16 protein-coding genes are annotated in these 21,452 nt (G+C 50.0%); 4 read left to right on the top strand and 12 right to left on the bottom strand.

Annotated elements, in window-relative coordinates; genetic code table 11:
* Positions 1–416: 416 nt before the first annotated feature.
* The 6 genes from PKO01S_RS14485 to PKO01S_RS14460 all read right to left on the bottom strand — a co-directional run bounded on the left by PKO01S_RS14485 (position 417) and on the right by PKO01S_RS14460 (position 9,069).
* Positions 417–1,808, bottom strand: coding sequence for an ABC transporter substrate-binding protein (locus PKO01S_RS14485; protein ID WP_127532056.1), 1,392 nt, complete (start codon positions 1,806–1,808; stop codon positions 417–419).
* A 390-nt stretch (positions 1,809–2,198) separates the two neighbouring features.
* Complete coding sequence (locus PKO01S_RS14480) at positions 2,199–2,411, bottom strand: hypothetical protein (protein ID WP_127532055.1); 213 nt, start codon at positions 2,409–2,411, stop codon at positions 2,199–2,201.
* 131 nt (positions 2,412–2,542) lie between these two features.
* Positions 2,543–5,425 (bottom strand): glycosyl hydrolase 115 family protein, encoded by a 2,883-nt coding sequence (locus tag PKO01S_RS14475; protein WP_127532054.1) that lies wholly within the window; start codon positions 5,423–5,425, stop codon positions 2,543–2,545.
* Between the two features lie 209 nt (positions 5,426–5,634).
* On the bottom strand, positions 5,635–6,180 hold the full coding sequence (locus PKO01S_RS14470) for a cupin domain-containing protein (protein ID WP_127532053.1): 546 nt from the start codon (positions 6,178–6,180) through the stop codon (positions 5,635–5,637).
* Between the two features lie 152 nt (positions 6,181–6,332).
* A complete protein-coding gene (locus PKO01S_RS14465; protein WP_127532052.1) occupies positions 6,333–7,886 on the bottom strand; it encodes a glycoside hydrolase family 43 protein in 1,554 nt (517 codons plus the stop codon).
* An 88-nt stretch (positions 7,887–7,974) separates the two neighbouring features.
* Positions 7,975–9,069 (bottom strand): AI-2E family transporter, encoded by a 1,095-nt coding sequence (locus tag PKO01S_RS14460; RefSeq protein WP_127532051.1) that lies wholly within the window; start codon positions 9,067–9,069, stop codon positions 7,975–7,977.
* 326 nt (positions 9,070–9,395) lie between these two features.
* Here PKO01S_RS14460 and PKO01S_RS14455 point away from each other — a divergent pair, with 326 nt between their 5' ends.
* Complete coding sequence (locus PKO01S_RS14455; RefSeq protein WP_164779611.1) at positions 9,396–10,856, top strand: glycosyltransferase; 1,461 nt, start codon at positions 9,396–9,398, stop codon at positions 10,854–10,856.
* A gap of 166 nt (positions 10,857–11,022) precedes the next feature.
* Here PKO01S_RS14455 and PKO01S_RS14450 read toward each other — a convergent pair whose 3' ends face one another.
* On the bottom strand, positions 11,023–11,904 hold the full coding sequence (locus tag PKO01S_RS14450; RefSeq protein ID WP_127532049.1) for a LysR family transcriptional regulator: 882 nt from the start codon (positions 11,902–11,904) through the stop codon (positions 11,023–11,025).
* A gap of 98 nt (positions 11,905–12,002) precedes the next feature.
* Between PKO01S_RS14450 and PKO01S_RS14445 the strand changes: the two genes are divergently transcribed.
* Both PKO01S_RS14445 and PKO01S_RS14440 read left to right on the top strand, forming a co-directional pair.
* Positions 12,003–12,887, top strand: a complete 885-nt coding sequence (locus PKO01S_RS14445; RefSeq protein ID WP_127532048.1) for a DMT family transporter — start codon at positions 12,003–12,005, stop codon at positions 12,885–12,887.
* Between the two features lie 415 nt (positions 12,888–13,302).
* Entirely contained in the window at positions 13,303–16,296 is a 2,994-nt protein-coding gene (locus tag PKO01S_RS14440) for an OmpL47-type beta-barrel domain-containing protein (RefSeq protein WP_246070583.1), read from the top strand.
* A 1-nt stretch (position 16,297) separates the two neighbouring features.
* On the opposite strand, the gene PKO01S_RS29615 is transcribed toward PKO01S_RS14440, so the two are convergent.
* On the bottom strand, positions 16,298–16,522 hold the full coding sequence (locus tag PKO01S_RS29615) for a substrate-binding domain-containing protein (RefSeq protein ID WP_281278859.1): 225 nt from the start codon (positions 16,520–16,522) through the stop codon (positions 16,298–16,300).
* A gap of 148 nt (positions 16,523–16,670) precedes the next feature.
* Between PKO01S_RS29615 and PKO01S_RS14430 the strand changes: the two genes are divergently transcribed.
* The gene (locus tag PKO01S_RS14430) at positions 16,671–17,222 is read left to right on the top strand and encodes a GrpB family protein (protein ID WP_127532047.1); all 552 of its coding nucleotides are present in this window, start codon (positions 16,671–16,673) and stop codon (positions 17,220–17,222) included.
* Positions 17,223–17,524: 302 nt separating this feature from the next.
* Here PKO01S_RS14430 and rlmD read toward each other — a convergent pair whose 3' ends face one another.
* The 4 genes from rlmD to PKO01S_RS14410 all read right to left on the bottom strand — a co-directional run bounded on the left by rlmD (position 17,525) and on the right by PKO01S_RS14410 (position 21,435).
* On the bottom strand, positions 17,525–19,252 hold the full coding sequence (gene rlmD, locus PKO01S_RS14425) for a 23S rRNA (uracil(1939)-C(5))-methyltransferase RlmD (RefSeq protein WP_246070582.1): 1,728 nt from the start codon (positions 19,250–19,252) through the stop codon (positions 17,525–17,527).
* Between the two features lie 134 nt (positions 19,253–19,386).
* Positions 19,387–20,310 (bottom strand): diacylglycerol kinase, encoded by a 924-nt coding sequence (locus tag PKO01S_RS14420; protein WP_407669652.1) that lies wholly within the window; start codon positions 20,308–20,310, stop codon positions 19,387–19,389.
* Between the two features lie 3 nt (positions 20,311–20,313).
* A complete protein-coding gene (locus tag PKO01S_RS14415) occupies positions 20,314–21,141 on the bottom strand; it encodes a sirohydrochlorin chelatase (RefSeq protein WP_127532046.1) in 828 nt (275 codons plus the stop codon).
* Between the two features lie 3 nt (positions 21,142–21,144).
* Positions 21,145–21,435, bottom strand: coding sequence for a YerC/YecD family TrpR-related protein (locus tag PKO01S_RS14410; RefSeq protein ID WP_006038628.1), 291 nt, complete (start codon positions 21,433–21,435; stop codon positions 21,145–21,147).
* Positions 21,436–21,452 lie beyond the last annotated feature (17 nt).

The raw sequence follows: 21,452 nt of genomic DNA, 5'->3' as shown, positions 1-21,452 counted from the left end.
ATAAAAGGCATATCGACGGCCCGCGAGAAAGCCAGCTATTCCTTTTCTGTTTCTTCTTCCATGATCTTGTAGAGATCAATCTTCTCCTCGATCTTATTCATATTCTGCGTCAATGCGCTGATCTGCTGCGTGACTTTGTCTCTATGCACCGGCGATTTGTTGAATCGTAAGTGTTCTCTCCATGAGCTTATCGTAACACATGAAAATAGTGATTGCTCTAGAGTGCGCTCTATAGCTTAACATTTTCCAATGAAATTACTTTTTAATGGGAGCGATGAGAAGATGACGAACGAATGTTTTGAAGTAGGATTGGCGCATTTTTCAAGAACGGGGCATTCTGAATTAATCAGCAGAAAAAGGCATTCCAACGTCCTCAGGAAGTTGTAATGCCTTTAAAATACCTAGAATACCGCCTATTACTGCTTCTTCGCTTTCGCTTCTTCCTCGTCCTTGCGCGCCTTCTCGAGTGTTGCCTGCCCGGAACTCTGCATGACAGCGAGCGCCTCGTCTATCGTCTTGTTGTCCGAGCTTACCGACTGCAGCTCCACTTCTGCCAGTTGGTTGAACTGTTCGAAGAAGGTATTCGGAACATTAGCCCAATCCATTAACTGCTCTCTTGGCTGAAGCGAATAGAAAGCGTCCAGACTTGTGCCGTCCTTAGCCTTATTGTATGCAACGCGGCTCATCAACCCGCCGGAATTGCTCGTACGAGAATTCAGCTTCGCTACCTGATCGCTGTTGATGCTCTTGACCAGCTGCCACGCCGCTTTCGTATTCGTTGACTTGGCATTAATCGCGAAGATTTCCGAAAGGGATAGCGACGTACCCAGATCTGGATTAGCCGGGTCGACCGGCTCGGTGAGCACTCCCCATTTGAAAGGCTTGAACGACTGGTCATACGTGGCCCCATCTTGAAGCTGATTCACATAATAAGAGCCATTCAACGTCATTGCCGCCTTGCCGGTGAAGAACACATCATTACTCATGTAGCTGACATAGCTTTGCGAACTAGGATCCTGCTGGCCCGGCACATAGAGAGCACCTGACTTCAGAGCATCAACAGCCAGCCCAAAAGCTTTCTTCCACCCGTCCGACTGAATCGTCACCTTCGACCCTTGCCCATCAATGAACTGCAAGCCGGTCGTTCCCCCGATCGCCGATCCCAATTGGAATATGCTCGATCCATAGTTCATGGCTAGTCCGTAAACGCGGTCTTCTTTGCTGCCGTCCGTCGGGAACCGCTTGGCCAGCTCGATGACCTCCTGCCAGCTCAAGCTTTTCGTCGGCACAGGCACGCCGTACTTATCGAACAAGTCTTTGTTATAGTACAATCCCTGGCTATAGAAATCCGGAGATAATCCGAACAGCTTACCGCCGCCCTTCTCCCTCAGCAGCTTAAGCGAGCCTGGCCATATATCGGCACTCTTGAAGTCCTCCTCTTGCAGCATCGGCTCCAAATCTAACAGCTTATTCTCTTCTGCATACTTCGTATATTGATCTAAGTTGAGCATAAGGACGTCCGGATTCTCTTTCTCAATCAAGTCTTCTAACGCCTTCTTATAATCGGTGACGCCTTCTTTATACAGATCCTGCATATTTACCACTTGAAGCTCGATATTCGGAAACTTCGCATTGAACAAATTGCCATACTGCTGATAGAAATAAGAATCGCTATGAAACATAACCTTCAGCGTCCCGGTTTCCTCTTCTTTCATCGAATACGCCGCTTTGTCACCGTTCGCACAACCTTGAACCAATAACGCCAGTACAAGCGGCAGACCCGCCCATACCTTCTTAGAAACGTTCATGCTTTACCCCCTAGAAATTACTTCTACTAGATTCTATCAGTTATGTCGTATTTGTCAAATTATATGATATTTATATAAATAACACCATCGTATTGATTTTAGCAGGATTGCATTATAGACGAATCAACTCTTGAAATAGTTTCCTTCTTTTACCTCAAATTTCAATAACTCAAACCTTTTCCACAACAAAAACAATGACCTCTCCATGAGGAGAGGCCATTGTTCAGCTGATCTGGTGCGATTATGTTTATTATCTGAGCCCTGCGCCGTTTGCATCGTTATTCCTGAGTCAAAGGGATAGTGGAGCAAAGCACTGTCTCCGACAGCAGCCGCTCCAATACGACCCGTTCATGACAGTATCCCCTCAACATTCAAGCAGTAGCAGTTAGCTTACACACCTGTCCGACGCTTCTGGTTATTCGGCTTTTTTTTAATCTGGCTGGACATCTTCTTGACGCCTGCCTGAGCGTTCACCTGTTGCCCTTTGCCCTGGGACTGTGCTTGTTTCTTTTCTTGCAGCTTACGTTTCATGGCTTCTGCCAGGCTGATTTTGCGCGGTTCCTTCGTTTCTTCGGCATCCGGCGATTTATGATTCTCTTCCATCTGTTCATTCTCCTCGCGACTTCTCTAATCCACTCATTAGTATAGCGATGATGATTTCTTTTGTATACTTCTGACCTATGAAAAAAGGACAAATCCGCCACGAACGGCGGATCTGTCCTGAACTCCTTCTATCACACCTTGCCGATGTAATACGTCTCTGCCGGTCCCAAGTAGCTTTCTGCCGGTTTCTTCCCTACGGGGTAAATGACCAGCTTCTCGAGTACCAATCCTGGACTCACCGCAAACACCTTCACGCTGTTCAGTCCGCCCTGGCACACGATCTTGCTGCTGTGACGCCGGATGTTATCCAGTACGCCGGCAGCCCAATTATGATTGTACTCGCCTACTTTCTGACCCTTCGCAATAGCATTCAACACGTGAATCTGCCCGTCATTAGCTTGAATGCCGTAATAAATCGTATTGTCCGTCGTTACGGGATTAGAAGGTTGCATATACAATTCGACTTCATATTCTCCCGCTTCCTCAACAACGAACCGGTACTCCAAGGACGGTGCATCCTCGCCTGCTGTAAAATACTGCGCCGTCGGGAACGCCTTCACTCCGGACAACGTCTTGCCATACGCTTCGATCACTTGGAATCCGGCTTGTCCGGCATCATGAGCAGCATAATAATGCTCCGCTTCGATGGCAATATAACCGAGTGTATCGACGAATGTTCTCTCCGCCAATCCGTTCAGTTCCGGCTGCGCAGCATCCACAATGATCGTGCAAGATCCGGCTGGCATCTTCACCGCAATGTTCGCCGCCGTCTCACCGTTCATCTTGCTGCGGTCGATTCGAACCGTGATCGTGTCCGATGTTTTGTTCTTACCGTCCAGCGTACCCGTATATCCGGAACAGGATAACCACGATGCATCGCACGAGAGCTCATATGGAGCATCCAGATCGCTAAGCGTGCGGATCGTGAAGGAAGCTTCCGTAACATCCGGCCGTTTGAAATCCTTCATATACAGTTTATTGACATGCCAGCTGCTGCCCTCTGAGAACTGTCCGGCACCATCCAATGATACGAACAATCTTGGTTTTCTTGCAGGCATAACTTGCATGAGAATCGGATATCTGCACTCGTCCTCATTCCACTTGGTGAAGCCGATATGCTCCGACAATCCCATGCCGTACCATCTGCCATTATCGATGGCGTGGTATTCATCTACAATTTCCTGATCCCGCTGCATGCAAGCTTTGATCTGCTCCGCCAGCTGATTCGCTTCCATCAGATTGTGCTTGGCTGCATATTGGTTCTTGCTTGCGAGCAGCATCATTTTCTGCAGATTCAAGTTGCCCATCGCCGGATAGTACACGAGGGAGAAGAAGCCGGACATGGCTTCGTCGCTCATCTTCGCATACAGTTCATTGGCCTCGCCCATGAGCTTCTCAATGTCGGCCAGCAGCCTGTCCGCTTCCTGATAATGAACCGGATGATACACATCCGCATTCATCGCTTCCGGTCTGCGGTTATGAGCGATCTTCGTATAGCCGTCCAGGATACGATAGATTTTCTCCCGATCTTCTTCGCTGCATACGGCACCGAATTGCCGCTCGATCCACAACCGAGTGTATTCTTGCGTCTTATTAATCGCGCTTGTTCCCCATTGATCGAAATCATAGGCCAGATCGAGGAAATAAGCTAACGGGAATTCATTCGTTCCGATATCGCCGACATTGACGATCCACAGATCGCGAACGCCGAAATCGTAAGCCGTCGTCATCTGCTCCCATACCTTCGGCAGGTAGGAACTGTTGATCCATTCGAAAGAGATCGGTCCGCCATGGTAGTCGAAATGATAGTACATTCCATATCCGCCCTTATGAGAACGCATCTCCTCGGTTGGCAGCGTACGCAGATTGCCGAAGTTGTCATCGCAGAGCATCAGGATGACATCCTCTAGATCTTCCGAGCCGATCAAGCCTGGCGTATTCTCGTCCCCATAGAAGAACGGTTCTACCTCTTTATACAGCGCCAGCATGCGAGGTACTTGTTCCAGATCAGGATTGACGTGTTCCTTGATCAGACGGTTCTGTGTCCGCAGAACATCCCGAAGCAGATTGATGTTATCGGCGAAAGTCGCTTCCTTGCCCATGATCGCCGTATCCGCTTCACCGCGCATCCCGACCGTAATGACATTCTCGAACTTGCCGCTGCGTTTCAGGCCATCAGCCCAGAACCGGGTGATGCCTTCCTCATTGGATCTAAAGTTCCACGCATCGCCGTAGATCGAATCTTTGCCTCTTAGATATCTGTACTCTTCGCCTTGGCGCAGGCATGGTTCGTGGTGGGAAGCGCCCATTACGACGCCGTACTCGTCCGCGAGCTCCGAATTGGCAAGTCCCGGGCCGTCGTCGTGGAACCGTGCCGACCACATGGCTGGCCACAGATAGTTGCCTTTCAGACGAAGCAGCAATTCAAAGACATGGTCATACGCTTGCGCATTAAACCCGCCGAAACGTTCATTGCACCACGTTCCGAAAGCCGGCCATTCATCATTAATGAAGAATCCTCTATAACGGACCGAAGGCTCCTTCGAAACAAGCTTGTGGCCGCCGTCCAGAACGAATTGCTCTTGACGCTTCGGCTTCACATTGCTCCAGTCAACATACGGGGACACCCCGAGAATCTCCGACAGGTGGAACAGACCGTAAATCGCGCCTCTCTTATCGCTGCCAGCAATAACAAGCGCTTTGCCGATTCCTTGCGCAGTTGCATCTATAGTTTGGAACAAATAAACTTCATTCTTCCCTTTGATCGCTTCGAGGTCAATCAATCCTTGCTCGGACAGACTCTGAAGCACAGGGCTCCGGTCGATTGTACCGTAGATGACCGCATAGGAGGATAATTGGCTGAGATCCTCCGTCGACGTCGGGCGAACGCCGAACACCAATTCAATATCTTTCGCTACTTTGTCTGCGATTTTGTGAACGCCGCTGAACGCTTCCTTCTCCTTCAGAAAGAACGCTCCCCCATTTAATACGGACTGATTAATTGTAAAGTTCATGTCTTTCTCCTTAAGTATTAATCACGCTGTATTACTTCACGTGTCCAATACTTTTACTATAACGTAATTTCATAGCGATTGAATTTCGTTAATCATAGAATTATTTTCAATAATTAAAGGATTATTCGGTGCTACAAACAAAAACTCAGGAGAATAACTCCTGAGTATTTCGCTTTGTACCAACTTTTCTCACACTTCGCAAGCCGGATTTAGTCCCCTTGTTGCTGAGCGATCGCTTTCGTTTCATGAACCGTACCGAACGGATGTTGAGGCGGCGCATAGATCGAGTAAACTTTAAGCGGGCGATAGCCTGCATTCGTCACGTTGTGCCATGTCCCTGCGGGAATCATAATGGCATAGCCATCGTACGCCATAGCTTGAAAATTCAAGTTATCTTTGCTGTTCCCCATCTGAACGAACCCCTGACCTTCTTCAATTCGTATGAACTGGTCCGTCGCAGGATGAACTTCCAGACCTATGTCTTCGCCAACCTTAATGCTCATCAAGGTCACTTGCAAATTTTTACCTGTCCATAGTGCGGTGCGGTAGTTGTTATTTTGCTTGGCCGCCTGATTTATATTGACTACAAACGGCTTTGTCCCATGATCCTGTAAAAAGATATTGCCATGCGGATGATGGTTATGATGGTTGTGCCACTTGTGATAGTACGGGTTCCTGTCGTAACTCCAATTGTAATTCCAGTGGCGGTGCATCGGATTATGCCAATGATGATGATAGCTTGCGTTCGAGTACATCATCATGCTCCTCTCGGTGATTTACTTATTGACCCTTTATCCTATGCAGCTGCCTAGCCACAGGAGAGTACGATGAGTAAAGTTCACTGGCAAACCAAAACAGCCTCAGTCCGGCAGAATACCGAACCAAGGCTGTTTTGTGAATTTCAGATTTAGTTGCCCGTATATTCGAACCAATCGAAGTCCGCAACGTTGTCACTAAGCTGAGCGTTGCTGCTCGCATACATGCCGAGACACGTACCTACGAAGCCCCCGGCCACATCCGTGCTGAGAATCCGTCCGTCAACCTTCTCTGCTAATAGACGATACTCATCCGCTCGTGTACCGTAATAGAAAGCGAAATCCTGCTCGTGCGCGTCGATCGTCAAATATAGCTTGTCAGCGTCGACGGCCTGCTGCGCCAACACTTCATCTACTCCATTCGTGCATTTCGTCAGGCGCACCACCTTCGTTCCTTCCGACAGCAAATACTCGAAGCGGAAGTGGAACTGACTGCTTTGCAGCACAACCAGCCCTGCCGATTCATGCTCGGCTTGCGGAACGAACTCCATCGCCGTGCGCGCATTAAAGCGCAGGTGCTGCTGTCGTCTGCCGACAAAGCTAACTTGTTCATTGTCCTTCAGCGTCGGCCGGCGCAGCTTCAGTCGAAGATGACCGGGGCGCTCTTCAAGACTCATGAATGCTTCCCTCGGCGTGCGAATGAAAATCCACTGCATACCTAACTCGGCTGTTTCGAAATTGTCGCAAGCCGGCGCCGATACCCACCGCTGCTCAGGCAGGCTCGGTCTCGCCTCGGTCATCTCGACGATGGATTTCCCTGGTTTGACGACCGGCCAACCCTCTTCCCAAGTGAATGGAACTAAGAAAGTCTCACGTCCAAGATTCCGGTAGTATCCCCCGTATGGGCGGGAAGCCAGCAGAACCATCCACCACTCGCCGTTCTGCGTCTGTACGATATCGGAGTGACCAACGTTGACAATCGGATAGTCATTGCCCAAATGCCGATGCGTCAGCACCGGATTTTTCTTGTACCCTTCGTACGGACCCAAAAGATGCTCGCTGCGAGCAACGGTGATCGCATGATCCGGCCCCGTCCCGCCCTCTGAAATCAGCAAGTAATAGTAGCCGTTAATCTTGTATGTATGCGGTCCTTCCGGCCATACCGCGTCGCGGAGAGCGCCTCTCCATAACGAATACTGCTCGCCGACCAGCTTCATCGTCTTCAGATCCAGCTCCTGCATCCAAATCTCCCAGTTACCGAAATACTGCGGCCCTTCGGGAGCAGGTCTTGTGCCAGTGTAATAAGCTTTGCCGTCGTCATCGAAGAACAAGGAAGGATCGATGCCCTCCGACTCCAGCCAGTATGGATCGGACCAAGGGCCGGCGGGATCCGTTGCGGTCACGACGAAATTACCTTTCTTGTCAACGTTCGTATTTATGACGTAGAACGTGCCTTCATGATAACGAATCGTTGGCGCGAATACGCCCCTAGACGGACGAAGGCCATCCAGATCAAGCTGCGACGGACGATCCAGCACATGGCCGATCTGTCTCCAATTCACGAGGTCCTTGCTATGGAAGATCGGGATGCCCGGAAAATATTCAAACGTAGAAGTTACTAAGTAATAGTCCTCGCCTACCCTGCACATCGAAGGGTCCGGATAAAATCCAGGCAATATCGGGTTGTTGAACGTTGCGTTCTCCATCGCTTTCTCATCTCCATCACAGTGTCCGTATTAGGTTTCTAATATATAGTAACGCCCGCCGGTCAACTCTTACAACCCCTTGTGCGTTTTATTCGGCAGCATCCGGCGGGATTCGGTTAGACTTGTTAAACTTATAAACGCGGACCGCAATAATCTTGATGATCGCGTAGACGGGAACGACAATGATCATGCCGAACGCACCGATAATCGCGCTTGCACCGATAACGAGCAGCATGACGGTGAGCGGATGAACGTTCATTTGCTTCCCGATGATACGAGGTCCGATGACGTTGGATTCGATCTGATTCGATACGATGAGCACGATCCCGACGAGAAGCACGGTCATCGGGGAGACGGTAAGCGCGACAACAGCCGTCGGAACGAATGCGATCAACGGTCCGATATACGGAATGAAGTTCGTAATGGCGGCAATCAAGCCGAGCAACAACGGATACGGCACATCGATCAACAGATAGCCAATGAACGTCAGCCCGCCGATGAGCAGCGATGTGAGCACCTTGCTCAGAATGAACGAACCGATCGACGCATCGATATCCTTCAACGCCCCGCTCACCTCGTTATGGTACCGCTTCGGAAGCACTTGCAGGACATGTCCGGAAAACTTATCGTCTTCACTCAGCAAGTAATAGATGATAAATGGCACCAGACTGAGCAAGAAGAAGAAGTTCATAAGGAGATTAAAAATACCGCGCACGCTGCCTACGACGGAATTAAGAATCTCGTCCAGCGAACCGGTTAACTTGGTTGTAAGATTTTCCGTGGATAGCGTATTCTCCTGCCCGATTTCCCTGAACCACTCGTGCTCTTGTACGGACTCGAGCCACGAATCGACCGACTTCACGATCTGCGGAAAATTGTCCACCAGGTTAATCGACTGATCCCGTATTGGCGGCCAAATCATCAAGAAGAATAAGTAACAGACACCGATCGCGCCGATGTAGACGAGCAGAATAGCTAGCGTCTTCGGCATTTTCTTCGAGAACAGCCTTACGAACGGACGGAATAGATAGTAGAACATACCCGAGATCAAGAGCGGCACGAATAACGCAGCCAATACCTTGCCGATCGGATCAAACACAAAGTCAACCTTTGAAGCCAAGAAGGCAATTAACAATACGATAATGATCCCATAACCTATGCGAAACCACTTGCCCTGCGGCATACGGACATGACTCCTTTGCGGCGATATTTTCTACCTGTTATTAATACTAGTTGTCTAATCCCTTTCACATTCATTCCTCGATTACTTCCTTGTTCAAGCATTGCTGAAAATCCCGTAGGAAATACGTTCATCGTTAGTTTGAGCGGAACTAAAAAACAAGCTGCGTGTGAGGAGTCGATGAATTATTGACTCAAAGTGTGATTGATCGAGTTGATTTTTTCAAGTTTATTATTTTATTAATCTACTAAACAGTAGTTACTTGCATTTATACTAATTATACTAGAGATATGCTAAGATGTTATCATCATCGAAATGGAGATGTACATATGAGCAAGAATGTAAAAATCAGTATCATCATTCCCGTTTATAACCGTCCCGAACTTGCGGCGCGATGCTTAGAAAGTTGCGTCAATCAAACCATGTCGCACGAAGATTATGAAATCATTGTTGTTGACGACCGTTCTACTGACAATACAATGGAAGTGTTGAACGAATATGCCGTAAAGTACAGTGGACTCGTCAAGGTCATACAACTCCCCGAAAACAGCGGTGGTGCATCGCGGCCGAGAAATGTCGGTATGGATAACGCAGTGGGAGAATATGTTTTTTTTGTTGATAGCGATGATACTATCATCCCCGAAACGCTAGAAACGGGATACAACTTGGCGATAAAAGGTAACTGTGACTTGATTTTGGTAACCTTACAATTGGACAAGAGGACCTGGCCTTTTCCTCAGCCCTTGTCCGACCAACCAAAAAGGATTCGCGAATATCGGCGACGGTATACCGTAGGCATGAACAATATGTATAAGCTGTCGAAGGTGCGCGAACTCAATTTGCATGTATATGAGGGTCTGCACGGTCATGAAGATGGTTTATTTAAAGCGAGTTTTGTCATGCGTCTTCCTAATCTATCTTGGAATATTTTATGGGATAAAAGATACTATATTATAGATGACGAAAGAATTAGCGTGAGTACAACTTGGAAAAATACGTTATTTTACCAAGCTGTGACTTCTCAAATTATCAACCCTGTCATAGAGAACTCCTCGTCTATGTCGGAAGCGCAATTGGAGTTTTTCCAAGATTCTTTTGTAGGCATTCTATCGTGGTTACATAAAGGAGATTTTCGTAGATTAATCAGAGACAAAGCAGCGGTTGAACAAATATCTGCTGCCTTAAACATATCCGTTCGCGATCTGAAATTTGACACGAATTTCCCTGAAAAAACAAAACTTCTTATCAATGCATTTGTAAAAAATAACCAGGTTTTGTTGCAGCAATTAACCGGTGCTGTGCCGACTATTTTTAGCAGGTGCGAGACCATGACGAAATATCTAGCGGCACTGAAAAACGTATCGAACCGATATGTACTGCTTCTAGCTGTAAAAGATACGTACGGAACACATATCGACAAAGACCTACAAAAATTATTATCTGATATCGGCGTTTCATCCTCGCTGATAGAGTCCGGTAACGATGGCAGGCGGTCATTTATTTGCGTGATAGATGAAGGATGGACGATGTACGAAAAGCATGGCGAGAAATCTGCACAAGACAGTTATACGTGCCAACTAAGAGGAACTAGAATAAGCTTACTGTCTGCGCCGTTTGATGGCGGTAATTCTTGCTCGATAGTTATTGATGGCGTTGACTATGCCATGAATGAGCGAGGTATCAACTTAGTCGTTTACGATAAATACTCTGGGACGATTGTTGATAGCGTGGCTTTTGATACATTCAAAAAGGGAATTCCAGTTCGGAGACAGGCAGTGATTTCTGTTTAATTCGAACATAGTCGTTTAATCACCGTCCACCTCCTTCTACACAAAAAGCCTCAGGGCAGTGCTCTGAGGCAATTTTTTGTCGTCTGCTATATATTCCCGCCTAACCAAACATCACCGGCTTTAACCTGATACACGGTATCCTTAACGAAAATTGATTCTACTTGATTTAAATCAGCTCATGCGAAGGCGGAAACAGATCAAGCGTAGTCCGAATGAACAATTTGACCGCGTGAGATGCCTCTTCGATAGATGGAACCGCAAGCCGAATATCGCGATAGGCATTCGGTTCAAGCTCCCGCTTTACTAGTCCTGCAGGGAGTGATTTCAATGCAAGCTCGGACAGAATGGGAAAGCCTAGTCCTTCCTCAGCCATGTGTAGAGCCATGCTGACGCTCTGGACGATGTACTTTGATTTCAGATGGGCTCCCGCTCGTTCGAATAGGTCCGTAATCGGCGGCTCATAGCCGGCTTTACACGTAATGAACGGTTCCGTCGAGAGCAGGTTCACGGGAACAATGGGCAAGCTGCTCAGCTGGTGATCCTCTCGCAGTACGGCAAACATTTTCTCCCGATAAAGTGGAATCGTATCCCCGTCTCCGTCTGGCGGAATAAGAAATGCAACGTCGATCACTCTTGTCTCCAGCCAGATTCTCAGTTCGTCGATGCTTCCTTCGTGCAGCTCGAAAGTGATGCTCGGATGCTGCTTGGCAATTGTGCTAATAATACGAGGCAGGAAATGAGCAGCGGCTACAGGAAAGGCTCCGACGCGGATTGTGCCAACTTGAAGTCCTTTCTCATCAGCGATGACTTGATCGACCTTTGCGAAAGTGCCGAGAATCTCACGGAAAAGCACAACGATACGCTTACCGGCTTCAGTCAATTGCACACCGCGGCGGTCTCTCAGCAGCAAAGGGATATCCAACTCCGATTCAAGCGAGGAGATCGCTCGGCTGACCGCAGGCTGTGTCATGTTAAGTTCAAGGCCGGCTTTTGTAAAACTCCCTGTCTCTGCGATTTTCGTGAACAACTTAATCTGTGTATAGGTCATAACGCAAATGATATGCCTCCTATGAAAAAGATTCATTTTCATCATATTGAAATTTAATGTATCATTCGGATGAAGCTTCACACAAGGAGAGATTCGTTATGTCAGAGACATCGTTATCGCGTAAGCAAACATTATTATACTTGGCTTTCCTTATCCTGATGTGGGGAATGAACTGGCCATTATCCAAGTATGCGCTCAAGTTTACGCCGCCGCTTCTTTTTGCTGGACTTCGTACCCTAATTGGAGGAGCGCTGCTTATTATTATCGCGCTGCCGCGATGGAAGCTGCTTCGGCTACCGGAAACTTGGCTGTATTATGTGCTTTCCGCATTCTTAAGCATCGTATTCTACTACGGCTTCCAAACCGTTGGCCTCCAATACATGCCGGCAGGGCTGTTCTCTGCGATCGTATTCCTTCAGCCTGTGCTGCTTGGATTGTTCGCTTGGATGTGGCTGGGAGAAAGGATGTACACGCGGAAAATTGTCGGCCTGCTGCTCGGCTTCGGAGGAGTCGCTGTGATGAGCATCGGTGGACTAGAGGGAGGCATCTCCATCTTCGGCATTCTGCTTGCCTTGGGATCTGCACTAAGCTGGGCACTTGGCACAGTCTATATCAAACTGCAGGCGGCCAAGGTCGATTCGTTATGGATGACCGCTATGCAGATCATCATTGGAGGCATCGTCATGACGGCTTACGGCTCGACTGTCGAGAGCTGGTCCATGGTGCACTGGACGGCAACTTTCTTGTACGATACGCTGTTCATCTCCGTATTCGTCATTGCGCTCGGTTGGCTCGTATATTTCAAGCTGATCGGTTCAGGCGAGGCATCGAAAGTCGGCTCGTATACGTTCCTCATCCCGGTCGTCTCCATCATCAGCAGCATTTTGTTCTTGAATGAACATTTAACGATGAACCTTATCGCGGGCATGGCGCTTATCGTTGCCAGCATATTGCTTGTAAATGTAAGGCGAAGACCGGTCTAACGTGACATAATCGTGCCGTGAATAAAAATTCGATCGATCTATCTTCCCCTTTACTTCAACAACAAGAACCAGCAGCGGATCTCGGATCTGCTGCTGGTTCTTGTTTGAACACTATCGACTTATAACCTCGCTAATTTCATACTAATTCGCTTTCCGGTATGGTCTTCAATGGCTTTCTCTAGTGCTTGCCCTTCAAAGCCATAGTTTGAAATATATAATGTAATCTCTTAATAATTATTGTTAAAGCTCTCTCGTAGTAAGCGTTTCCATATGTTCTAGCCTCTAACTAAAGGTTGAAAAACTGGTAGATATACCATATCATAAAGTTGGGCTCTTGTCAATTTGACAATGTGTCCAAATACGATGCGGGTAAGCCATGGGTGCACCGGATCGAAAAATAAAGGAGGAGTTTTTAATGATGCTAAAACGTTTTAACAGAATGCTTGCGTTCCTCTGTTGCTTGGTAATGGTGGTGACGCTAATACCTGCCAGCTTCGCTGCCGCCACTAACAACATCGTGTACGCAGAAGCACTTGATGGCGACCTCAGTTCTACAAGCTCGGTGGCGAATGATACGCCGGCTGCCATTTTCGGAACACCCGAACTCGGGTCGAACGACCCGCTGTGGGCCTTGACAATGGAACATCTCATCAACAAAAGCACAGTACCCGACGACCCCAGACCCCATTCCACGGGCACAGCCAGAATCCTGTGGGACCACGACTACTTGTATGCCCGCGTAGTTGTGAAGGACAGCAATCTATATCAGGGAGCCGGCGGAGATTACCAGTACGACAGCCTGGAGTTTTATGTCGGTAACGGATCCGGAGGCTCAAACCAATGGCGTGTCAGCGCAACGGGCGTGTTTTCAGGGCAGTCCGCTCCGGGCAGAGCTGCGTGGACCCAGATCACGGATACAGGATATATCGTGGAGATGAGAATACCCAAAAGATCCTTGACCTTACAGGAAGGCCAGCTTACCTTTGAGGTTTATATCAATAACTCGACGGACAAGGGCGGTGATCGCTATGAAGTCGTTTCCTCTTTCGGTGTTCCGGACGCGGGTTATTCCAGCGATGCATCATTTAGAGACAGCCTGCAGCTCTCTTCAGCCAATGAAGCGGACACCAGATTCTCAATCACCGCCACGGCGGGACCGGGCGGTACTATAACGCCGAACCCACCCGGCGATGTTCTGAGACTAGCTAAGGGCTCAAGCAAACAATTTACGTTTACCCCCAATCACGGCAAAATTGTGGATACCGTAACGGTAGACGGCAATGCCGTGACTCTATCTGCTGCTGGTACTTATACCTTTACAAATGTTGAGGCTGACCATACCATTCTCGTGACATTCAAAAACGATCCGGACGCGAAGCAGCTTCCCTTTACCGTATGGAATGACAACTTCGCTCGCGGCGAGTACACGACGGCTGTCATCATTGACTTAGGCGATGGGAAGGCGGCGTTAGGCTCCGAGCTTAATCCGGGCTTGTTTACCGTCTCGGCTAGGAACACGACCCTCAGCGGCGACTCGGTGACCTTTGAAGGGACGCGCAAGATCACAAGAGTATACGCCAACAACGAACCAAAGGTACGCGGCTATAAGGGCACAGTAAGCAATTCCCCGGATTATCAGGAAGGACTGGCAAGCGGCCGTTACATCGTAGTTGAGTTTGAGTTTTATTCAGAGAGCGGCGGCAATATAACGCTGGATGGCAACAGTAACTCAACAAAGCAGGTTTACAACATCGTCCAGAACGACAAGATCGCACTGACAGATGGGAGTTCGCTTCGCAACGTGGTATTTGAACAGGACAAAGTTGTGAATCCGATCCTTGACAAGTTTACAACACCTACGGGCGATTCGGTCAATCGTGCGCTCTACCTTCACAAGGATGACAACGGTAATGTGGTGCAACGATTGCCGCTGTATGTCTATACCCACGGCAGGTCGCGAGGCGGCACAAACGCTGCAATAGACCCAAAAGCGGCCATGAAATCCGCCAACGGCTCGGTCGCTCTTATGAAGAAGATGGAAGAAAATCCGCAGAAATACGCCAGCCATATACTGAATATTTCCTATAATGGCACATCTACTCCCTCTACAGCCAATGTTAAGAAGGTTATAGACGACCTGGTTGCCAGCGGCGCAGTAGACCCTAACCGTATTTACGTGGCAGGCTTCTCATGGGGCGGCCTGTATACGAACAGCTTAGTTAACGACAACCCCGGCCTCTTTGCGGCCGCCGCACCTATGTCTCCAGTAAACGGATCACCGAACGCGAGCACCAACAACGCGCACACCGAACTGGCCTACTGGATGTTTATCAATGCTAATAACGTTGGCATATACCAGACTAACCTCACTACCTTCATAAACACCAATATGCCGAAAATGACCAACGCGAGGGCTTCGCGCTTTGAGAGCAATGAGGCTCTTACGTGGCCCTACATTCAATTTGATCAGCCGAGTCAGAGGCCGAATCCGGCCAACAACCCTGCCCTGCCTGATTATATAGCGCACGAGGTCGAAGCTGCTGTTCTTTACAACCAGATAACGATGGGGACTTGGAGCATAGCTCCCACGGCGCAGTCCTCTAACTTGCCGGCTTGGAACAATGACTACACAGACGTCTTTGATTGGATGTTCGCGCAGAGAAAAACACCTCCTGTGACCATGGATAACGCCCCAACCGGGTGGCAGAACCATCCCGTGAACGTAGTCCTTCAAGCGACCGATGCAGACAGCGGAGTTGCTTCCACGTACTATAGCTTGGACGGAGGAGCCTATACCACCGGCAATTCTATATCGATTTCATCGGAGGGGATTCACACTCTTCGTTACTACAGCGAGGACAAGGCAGGGAACAAGGAAGCGGTGAAGGAGAAGATCATTCAGATCGATCTGACAGCCCCTACTATTACGATGCCTGACATCTCGAAGCTTCTGATTAGTGATGCTCTGAACTATCCGATTGTGGCATCCGATACAACTAGCGGCGTGGATTCGGTATCCGTCACATTGGACGGAAAACCTGTATCCAGCACGATTCAAACAGCACCATTGAGTCTGACGCTCGGAGTGCATTCCATTGTCGTGACAGCTAGCGATAAGGCAGGGAATTCCGCTACGGTCACAGGGCAAATTACCGTTTATATGGATATCGCGCATTTGGACTCGTTGATCCAATCCGGCAGTGACAACGGCTTCATTACGAAACCGGGTCTGGCAAACAGCCTATTAGCGAAGGTGAAGCAGGTGCAAGCGGCCGGCAACAACGCCAAGAAAACAAGCAATGCCCTGAACGCCCTTAGCAATGAAGTAAGTGCCCAGACGGGGAAAGGACTGGAGTCCGGATATGCGGCTTTAGTGCAAAGTATCCTTCAGTCCTTAGGCAACAAATAAGCTAGGGCATCAGTGCCACGTTGCAGAAGAAGCCCGCATGCGGTAATCGCATACGGGCTTTTTTGCATTGAAATTGACAAGGGGAACGCAAACCCTTGGGAGCGGCTTTTTTGCCGAGTCTTTGCTTTGGGTACTTGACGGAAGTCAGCGGAACCTCGCAGTTCGCGGTGAGACTGCTGTCATCGATTCCAACGAGCGAAAAGTCCTCCGGTACGCATCCTCCCACGCACCCACATGTGTGGGTTGCGCAAAATAGACAATCCAGATGTGGAGGTATTCGGCAAGCTTAATATTATTTGCAAAGAGGAATTAGAGCGGTCATATAAAATAATGCTATCTCATATTCCAATTACTGGTCAAAACGGGGTGTGCATTTGAGAAGAACCGAAATTACTCATTGGACGGAACACTGGTTTGATTTATACCGTAAAGAAGAAGTCTTATTACAATCCATATTCTCGAACGAGTTACTTGAAATCCATCATATTGGAAGCACTTCCGTTCCTCAGATTGGGTTTGCAAAGCCAATTATTGATATTCTAATTGTCGTCAAGGATATTATCAAGGTAGACGAGTATAACGAACAAATGATTCTTAAAGGCTATAAGCCACGAGGGGAACATGGAATTGTTGGGCGTCGATATTTTCCAAAAGGTGGAGACCATAGAACTCATCACGTCCATATTTACGAGGTCGGAAATATCAACATCGATTATCATCTGAACTTCAAAGAATACCTAAAAAGTCATCCTGATGAAGCTAAAACATACGGGAAATTGAAATTACACTTATCCAAACAATCACCGGATAATGTTGGTGTATATCAAGATGGTAAAGAAGCCTTTTGCACCGAAACTGTAAAGAAGGCAATGAAATGGGCGTCTGAAAGAAGGAACAATAATGAAGTTCGCCGCGCTAGACGTTAGTAACGAGGAAAGCCTGCGAGACATGATTCACAAGGTGATTAACCGTGTGGACGTTTATTCCGCCAAAAGGTTAAAGCTCCTTATTATTTTATTAGTATCTCATCAATTCATCTTTTCAGTAGTATTATTATTTCTCTAAACTCTAATTGGAACATCTATCCTTGTTATCGCTACTGTCTGGATAGAAAAACAGGGGAAAGGCTTGAGGGATAAGGGTTGGGCCCTTCTCTCTCGTTTCCTCTCCCCGTCTTATCAGGTCATTATTCGATTATTAGAAAATGTTTATTGCGAATATCAGGGCTTTATTGGGTGGTTACACCATTCCTAACCAACAAAGCTACCGATTCTACATGAACGGTATGCGGGAACATATCCACCGGCTGCACTTCCACCGTCTTGTACCCGCCATCTTCCAGTACTCGAAGGTCCCGTGCCAGCGTCGACGGATTGCACGACACGTACACGACGCGCTCCGGCTTCATCCGCACGATCGTGTCGAGCAGCGCGGGGTCGCAGCCTTTGCGCGGCGGGTCGACGACGATGACGTCGGCGGCGATGCCTTCTTCCCGCCAACGCGGGATGACGACCTCCGACAGCCCCGCCTCGAACTCCGCATTCGCGATCCCGTTCAACGAAGCGTTCCGCTTCGCGTCCTCGATTGCTTCAGGCACGACTTCGACGCCGTATACGCGGCCCGCTTGGCGGGCAAGGAACAGCGAGATCGTGCCGATGCCGCAGTAAGCGTCAATGACATTCTCTTGTCCCGTCAATCCCGCATACTCCACCGCTTTGCGGTACAGCGCGACCGTCTGATCCGGATTCACTTGGTAGAATGAACGCGCGGAGATCGCGAAGCGAATGCCGTCGAGCTCATCATAGATGACGTCACTGCCCCACAACGTCTTCGTCTCCTCACCAAAAATCACGTTCGTATCGCGCGTATTTACGTTCTGCACGATACTGTTCACGTCCGGCAGCGCGGCGCGAATGCCCGCGATCCACTGATCTTTATGCGGAATGTGCGCCCCGTTCGTAACGAGAACGACCATCACTTCGCCAGTGACGAAGCCTGTCCGAACAACGACGTGGCGCAGCAGCCCGCGGCCGCTTTCCTCGTCATAAGCCGTAATGCCAAGCTCCGTCCCGATCCGTTTGATCTGCCGCACGACGTCGTCGTTGCGCTCATGCTGGATGAGGCACGCGTCCATGTCGATGATGCGATGGCTGCCCTGCGCGTAGAACCCGCCGATCAGGCCGCCCGCCGCTCCATCCTCCAGATCCGCGATCGCCATGCCGATCGGCACCTGCGCTTTGTTGCGGTAACGCCAAGGCTCGTCCATCCCGATCGTCGGGTGTACGATGATTCCTGAGTCTTGGGGATAGTGAAGCAAAGAATCAGCTTCCGCAGCCAAAGCCGCCTCGTCGCCCGCTTCACTCACTCGCGCCGGACGCACCGGTTCGCCTTCAACCTGCAGCTTGCCGATACGCGTCAAATTATCAACAACATGCTGGCGCTTCCAGCGCAGCTGAGCATCATAGCTCATATGCTGCATCTGGCAGCCGCCGCACTGCTTATAAATTTCGCAAGGCGCCGAGACGCGGTCGGGACTTGTCTCAAGAAGACGCAGCAGCTTGGCGTAGCCGTACTGCTTCTTCACCTTGAGCACCTTCACGAGCGCTTTCTCTCCCGGCAGCGCGCCATGGATGAACAGCGTGAAGCCGTTCGCACGGCCGACGCCTTCGCCGTCATGCGTCAAGCCGACGATATCGACAATATGCTCTTCGTTCTTGTTCACCGCTACCGTGAACGTTCTCGCTGCCCCTTGCACTGGCCTCGCTGATTCCTTTTCTTCTACGGAAGCACCTGCTCGAGACTCGCGCCCGGGACGCTCCCCCGCTCCTCCAGCCTGTCCAGTCCCGGCTCCTGGCCGTGAAGACGGCCGCCAGTCTTTCCGTTTCCCGCGGGAACCGGCACCGCCAGACCTTCCTTTATTCCCCGCCGCCGCTGACGGCTTGCCATTCTTGCTCATCCTCATCCAACACTCCGCTCAATCGAATTCATTGTGTTCAATTATACAAAAACCGCCATCCTCCGCCACCGTCTTCGACAACGGCGCTGCGGCAGGACAGCGATCGTAAACTGTACATATTTACCTATATGCAACTATCTGTAGGACGACGCTCCCGATTCATCAACGAAGATGTTCAGGTGCGACGGCAGCATCGAGAATGTGCACGGCAGCGTTCCGCCGTACTCGCCGTCGAGGTTCAACTGCACATAATCCGGCGTCGTAATTTGCAGATGGTCCGTCCGCAGATGAACGATGTGGCTGTCGTTCAAATGCTCGCCGCGAAGAGCCATCGTTGCGATCCGGATAAATTCCGGCAGGTTGCATTTGCGCAAAATAACGACGTCGAACATGCCATCATCCAGCTGCGCGTCCGGCGCGAGCTTCTCGAAGCCTGCGACAGAGTTGCTGTTGCAAATGAGGAAGAGCATAATCTCTTCGTGAATTTCCTCGTGCCCTCGCGCTTGGATGCGAAGCTCAGTCGGACGCAGCCGGGTCATTTTCTCCAGACCCTTCATATAATAGGCCAGCTGTCCGATCATCGTCTTCAGCTTGCTCGGCACCTCGTACGTCAGCTCCGTCAAGGAGCCTCCGCCCGCTATATTAATGAAGTATCGCTGATTCGCAAGACCGACGTCGATCGGCCGAGTGTAGCCCTCGATAATGAGATCGCAAGCGTACTCCCAGTTTCTCGGAATGCCGAGCGCCCGCGCGAAGTCGTTCGTCGTCCCCAGCGGCAGGATGCCAAGAGGAGGACGGTTCTCCTTCTCCGACATGCCGTTGATCACTTCATGCAGCGTACCGTCGCCGCCGGCTGCAATGATAAGATCGTAGCCGCGTTCAACCGCCTCTGCCGCTGCGAGCGTTGCATCGCCTTCTCCGGATGTCGCATGGCAGCTCGTCTCGATGCCGCCGCGCTCCAGCCGCTGCAACAGATCCGGCAGACGCCGTTTGATTTCTTCCCGTCCTGAGGTCGGATTATAAATTAATCTAGCTCGTTTAATGTGACCGCTCAGCACAACCTACACCTCCAACCCGTTCAGCCAGCCAAGCGACTGCCGGACCATCCAACGCGCCACTGCCGAATCGGGCAGAAGCGCTTGGCCGTTATACCGATAGTCTTGCCCCGCCAGCCTCGACGGGATAACCTGATTCGTAAAATATCCTTTGCTGATAAAAAGAGGCGCAACCAAAACACTTTCTTCCGGCCGTTCGCTTCGCATCTGCGCGAGCACCTGACCGGCTTCGTTCGGGAGCAGCATGGCCGCCCTCGCCCGGGCCAAGCCGCCGAGTGCGCGCACACGCTCGGCTAACCGCTGCATGCCGTCCTGGTAACGTTCATAGAAGCCAGCATCCTGACTGCCGTGAGCAATAAGGAGCAGCGCTTCGCGTTCCGGTTCAGACGACAACTGCTCTATATTATGCCACAGACGCTCCGCAATTTCAGGATCGTCATTAATCGGCTCGCCCATTGTAAGCCGAATGCCCGGCGGCACCCGGAACGGGTCCATCTCGCCAACGCGTTCATTGACCGGTGCGAATCCGAACGACTGGGCAATGTCGTCGACATGCGTACTGCCTGACGATATAAACAGCGGAAGGACGAATATATCGGTGACGCCTGCGGCGGCCAACCGATCTACACCGTCCTGAATAAGTCTTCCGTCTACAAGCTCCAAATACGACGATTCGAACAACACGTTGCGCGGACCCGCCTCTGAAGCGCCGCCAGCGTCTTCAGCTAGCAGTTGTGCCGCGGACGCGGACGCCTCGGCTACTGCCTCATCAACGAGACGAACCCATTCCTTCTCCCGCGAGCCATGTGAAATAACAAGTATGCCCCGAGCCATCGTCTATCGTCCCAGACGCTCCAGCGCCATTTTGTACCCGTCGTTGCCGTAGTTGAGGCACCGCTTCACCCGGGAAATCGTCGCTGTGCTCGCACCCGTCTCCGCTTCGATCTGGTTGTACGTCGAGCCCTTGCCGAGCATGCGCGCAACTTCAAGGCGCTGCGACAGCGATTGGATCTCGTTCACCGTGCACAGATCATCGAAAAATATATAGCATTCCTCCACTGATTTCAGCGTAAGCACCGCTTCGAACAGTTGGTCGATCGCTTTATCGTTCAGCTTCTTTAGCTGCATTCAAGTCACCCCTATAA

Source organism: Paenibacillus kobensis NBRC 15729 (assembly GCF_004000825.1).
Lineage (GTDB): Bacteria > Bacillota > Bacilli > Paenibacillales > Paenibacillaceae > Paenibacillus_T > Paenibacillus_T kobensis.
The sequence above is the reverse complement of the archived record's forward strand: the minus strand, read 5'-3'. Positions and strand labels throughout refer to the sequence as shown.